General features: G+C 60.8%; 1 protein-coding gene. It reads left to right on the top strand.

The genetic code is table 11. The features are described 5' to 3' along the window. Positions 1 to 255 (top strand): IS66 family transposase (locus tag O2S87_RS19195; protein WP_475410260.1); only part of this gene is annotated, 255 nt, incomplete at both ends.

Raw genomic sequence — 255 nt, 5'->3', positions numbered from 1 at the left:
CGGGCGCGTCCGCGTGGCACGCGACCGAGCGCGCTGCGCTCGCCGGTCGCTGTGAATACGAACAGGTTCGGAGACAGATTCAGCAAGCAGCGATCGTTCACGTTGACGAAACCGGGATCAAACGAGAAGGTGAGCAAGCGTGGATCTGGACGTTTCGGACGAGCGAGTACACGCTCTACGCCGTAAGAGAGAGTCGTGGAAGTGATGTTACCGCAGAAGTACACGGCGAGGACGTCGCGGGAACGGTCATCTGCG

This window comes from Halohasta sp. A2 (assembly GCF_056175805.1).
Note: the sequence above shows the minus strand (reverse complement) of the source record. Positions and strands in the feature narration are given on the sequence as shown.